The sequence below is a fragment of the Leisingera sp. genome (genome assembly GCF_034669605.1).
Classification (GTDB): domain Bacteria; phylum Pseudomonadota; class Alphaproteobacteria; order Rhodobacterales; family Rhodobacteraceae; genus Leisingera.
In genome coordinates, this window is the sequence record NZ_JAXMOX010000297.1 from 1 (window position 1) to 4,188 (window position 4,188).

Genomic DNA, 4,188 nt, shown 5'->3' on the forward strand with positions numbered 1-4,188 from the left:
GAAAGATGCCGGGGCAGGGAGGAGCGGGCGCAGCCCGGTGATGCCCTGCCACGACCCCTGAAACATGCAATCCGCGCGAGGCGCGCGGATTTCTTCTGTCTATTGCAAAAGGCGCAGCGAACGACCGTTACCCGCAGGGCGGAGACCGCATGTCCTGGGGCGACCGTGCGGCCGCGGCGGCAAGCTGGCTCGTAGAGACAGGTTCCGGCGCACCCGGGCCGCAGGGAGAACAGGGCAGGGGGGGCTCCGGTCTGGTGCCGCCTGCCGGCGCCAGACTAGGGCGCGGCCCCGTGCTCTAGCACGGGATTTGCCAAAACACTGGCGGGATGGTGAGCGGCTGGGCCGTCACAAACTTGTAAATATCCGGTTAAAGATTCCGGCAATTAATTAAAAGTACACCACTTTCAGATAGGAGTAAGTCCGTTCTTGGTGTAAATATAAGAGTAAGTAAGACGACGCTGATGGCCTTGGTTTCCGGGCGCAGGCCACCGCCAAGAGCGGCCAGCCGGATGTAACACCGCCAGAAGCAGCGCCGAGCAAAATCAGAACTAAGCAGCAGGATTACTGCAACGCATTCCTTAGGGATGTGAGCGGAATTCTTTCGTCATCAAGAGAGGAGGTAACGAAGTTAGCGAATACAGCCACGTAATAGAAAAATTGCTCTGAGGTAGGTTCAGAATCTCGACCACCCAAAGAGCTTGCGACAACTGATAGGAAGGAAGGGAGAGCTAGATACCATGATCGGAACGATCGTGGGGCTGCTGAAAGAGAGCCTGTATTTTGCGGGATCTCTGGCAAGCATCATAGCCCTGGTACTGAAACTGAGAAAGTGAACTCAGCGGAGGTCCGAAATCAAAGGGCAGACAAAAAGGGGTGCAAATCCGCCAAGACACACACCCCTTAAAGTTTGTAATGACACGGAACTAACCAGGGGAGGGGTGAGATCCCTCCCCCCAGCTTTGTGCCTAGTCAGTATCCTATAGTCTCACGCGCCCTCTGACTAAGCAAGCGTGTTCATTCGATCATTGGTTCTAGTTTTCGCAAAGCCGCGGCCATTTCCAAGTATCCAGGGTAGCCATATTGTGTGTGCATCCGCTCATTCCATGCTGCCCAGGTTCCCCGTCGCTCTTCCGGAAATACATCGCGCCAAGAGCCTTTGCGTACACTCACTTGGCCGTCTGGCAGCCTCTTCACCTCGATCTTACTTGCGCTCGTCATTCGCCCCCCAAATGCCGATTTTCTGAATGGTTACGTTCAATGCCCAATTGGAGGTCGCGGAATTTCTGGCTCTCTCGGTAGCTGTTTTGGAGGTGGCACATCCTTACCAACTAACCACTCGCGGATCACCATCCACCTGTCCTGATGGCCGGGAGGCCACCGCCATTGAAGAAGCTCCGCGGCTTTCCTCTCCAGTTCGGGGAACCACTGGATCTTGAGGCGCAGGTTGTGCTTTTTGGCCCAGGATCGGAAAGGTGTCATCCAATCTTCCTGGGCATGAACTTCCATAGCCTCTTTGAGGTCTTGCGGGATGGTATACGGCCACTCTCTCATGACCGACCAAATACATTGCCGCCTGGGGATGGAGCAAGGACGCAAATCTCACGCGTCCGACAGGGCCGTAGATACGGCCCTCCCTGCGCGGGTAGCGCCAGTCCTGCAGTAGCGGGGCTACTGCCCCGGTGCTGCAGGGCAACAAGACCCCGGCCAAGAAAAACCCCGCCGGAGCGGGGCTAGGTGGATCCTCACCACAAGGAAAATTGTAAAAGCCAGCTGTCAGGCTGGACCCAGGATTAGAAACCCCGTCGGAATGTTGGTGCCGCTTTCGGCAAAGCTGGCAACTGGTAAATCCTGCCATCCTCGATCACGGTGCGAGGTAAGCCCAAGATCTGCTAAGTGACCGTCATAGAGCGCCGATGCCGGCAAGATGCAGACCAGGACACCGCCGCCCCATTGTTTCCCTTCCGGATGCGGTTTCAGAAACTTGCGGGCGTGGTCCAGGTGCTTGCGCCAATGGGTGCCGTTAAATGGCGGGTTCATGATAACCAGGTCGAAAACCGGGTTCGGCGCTGCCTCCAGAAAATTCGCCTGGTAAACTTGGTGGCCCTTGGCCCGGCTCTCCTGCACCCGCCCGCTGTCATACTCAACGCCGGTAATCCGAGCCTTGGGGTTGGTTTCCCGCACCGCATCCATGATCCGGCCGCAACCGCAGGACGGTTCCAAAACTGCCGGTTCGCCGCGCAGATCGAGCTTGCGCAACACGGTATCAATCACCGCGCGGGGCGTTGGGTAGTAGGCCAGATTTTTTGAAACTGCTGTGCCTGGGTGCTTCTTGGCCGCGGCTTCCGGACTGTCGGGCAGGGTGTCGCCATAAAATTCTGCCAAGGCCAAATTGATTTCCCGAAGGGTCTCCGGGCCAAAGAACAGGTGGGCATTGCCATTTTGAAAGCGCCGGATCTCAACACCATCATGATAGCTTGCGCCATGCTCCTCTGCATCGTCCAGCAGTCCGGAATAATCCTTATGCCCGATATGCGGCTTGCCACGGTATACGTTCAGGGCATTCAGCGTATCGCGCACGCGCTCCCATCCCCAGGAACCATATCCGCCGGTTGATTGCACAATGATACGTTTGGGCAAGCCCTCTACACCGATTTTCACCTTTGAATGGCTCCGGTAGGCCGGATCCAGATCACAGAAGCATTCCGCCAAGCCTTTTAGGATGTGATGCCGGGGGCTGGCTACATAGTCGCCAAAGGTTGCGGCGATGTTGTCCAGGGTGAATTCCGGCGGGTTTTCCATCGCCATTTCAAAGCGTTTTCGGTCCTTGGCGCTGGCAACAAGTTTGATGTTCAAACCGTCATAGACGTGTTTCCAAGCGGACTTACGCAACGCCTCCCGCATGGATTTTTCCCAGACCGTGGGCGCACTGCCATAGCGCCCGCCGCTCCAGATCGAGCCGCCAAAGCTGCCGCCGATGCAGGACGCAGACTCAAGCGCGGTGGCCGCTGCCTTGAAATGGTTCAGCTCGGCCGGGATGGCCTCGGCCTTCTGCTCGTATTCTTCCACGATCTCGCGCAAGCTGCGTTGCAGCGCTGGCATGGAATGAGCGGCGGCGGGGGTATTGTGGGCGTTCATCTGTCGGCCTCATGGGTAAATGGAATGTCGTTCCGGCGCTCTTTCAGCGCCTTGCGGATTGAAGCGCCGCACCAGCTGCCTGCGGTGGTCTGTCCTTCAATGTCGCGGCTGAGCGGGTGCCAGGCTTTGCAGCCTGTGCACCACCACTTGCGGCCAATCCTCATCCGGCCAGTTCGTCGGCAAAGGCTTTCGCCACTTCGGGACATTTGAAGGCAAAGCCCGCCGGGGTGCTGCCCCATTTCCGGGAATACCAGCCTTTGCGCTCCTTCGCCGTTGCCAGCCAAGCGCTGAAAGTTTCCTGGGGCGCGTGCACCTTCGGGCTGACAATCCACATTTGGAACCCGCGTTTCGTGTGGGTGTGCTCCTCGATGGTGAAACCGCCCGCATCTGTGGCCGTGGCCGCTTCTTTAGGCTCCGCCGTGCGTCGCTCGGCGTTTCCGGTCGCAAAGGGCTGTCCCTCCGGCACCGACCATTCACCGAATGGGACATATGCTGCCGGGTCGTTGCTCTGGCCGGTGATCGGTCGCTTAGATACCTTCCAGCCATCGGAATAGTGATGACTGGCCTTCAGGTAGTACCCGGCACCCATGCTGTATTTTTCCCGGTGTTCTGCGTCTGCGCCAGCCTCGGCTAGGTGCGCGGTTGCCTCGTAGTTGCGGGCAGCCTTGCGCATTTCTGGGAACAAGTCCCGCGTGTGCCGGGAAAAAGCAAGAATGACCGTTTTCGTGGTGGTGGTGGCGAAATAGTCGGTCATGCTGTCGGATTGGTCCTGCTCGAACTCCGCCACGATCACTGCCTTAGCCTCGGCCGGGACTTTCGCACGGATGCTGTCCCGCCAATCCGATACTTCGCGCTCACGTTCTGCCCGCTCCCGCGCCGCCAGCTCGCGCCGCTCTTGCTCTGCGGTCTGGGCTTCCTTCAGCAGCTCCGCCACAACCGCGGGACTTTTTGCCTCGATGCCTCGCACCTCCGCCTTTGCGATCCACGGGCGGGCGACCCCTTCGGATACTTTCGAAAGAGTGTTATTGTCCCATGCCACGGTGACCCGGAATT

3 protein-coding genes are annotated in these 4,188 nt (G+C 58.4%); all 3 read right to left on the minus strand.

Going from position 1 to position 4,188, the window contains the following annotated elements:
- Positions 1 to 1,773 precede the first annotated feature (1,773 nt).
- Entirely contained in the window at positions 1,774 to 3,135 is a 1,362-nt protein-coding gene (locus tag VOI29_RS23075) for a DUF4942 domain-containing protein (protein WP_323784050.1), read from the minus strand.
- Positions 3,132 to 3,299, minus strand: a complete 168-nt coding sequence (locus VOI29_RS23080) for a hypothetical protein (RefSeq protein WP_323784052.1) — start codon at positions 3,297 to 3,299, stop codon at positions 3,132 to 3,134. Before VOI29_RS23080 ends, VOI29_RS23075 begins: the two co-directional genes overlap by 4 nt.
- The coding region (locus VOI29_RS23085) for a hypothetical protein (RefSeq protein WP_323784054.1) at positions 3,296 to 4,188 on the minus strand (893 nt) is incomplete at its 5' end. The genes VOI29_RS23080 and VOI29_RS23085, both read right to left, overlap by 4 nt.

Coding starts and splice junctions, on each gene's coding strand:
- VOI29_RS23080 (WP_323784052.1), bottom strand. CDS start 3,299: ATGAGGATTGGCCGCAAGTGGTGGTGCACAGGCTGCAAAGCCTGGCAC.
- VOI29_RS23075 (WP_323784050.1), bottom strand. CDS start 3,135: ATGAACGCCCACAATACCCCCGCCGCCGCTCATTCCATGCCAGCGCTG.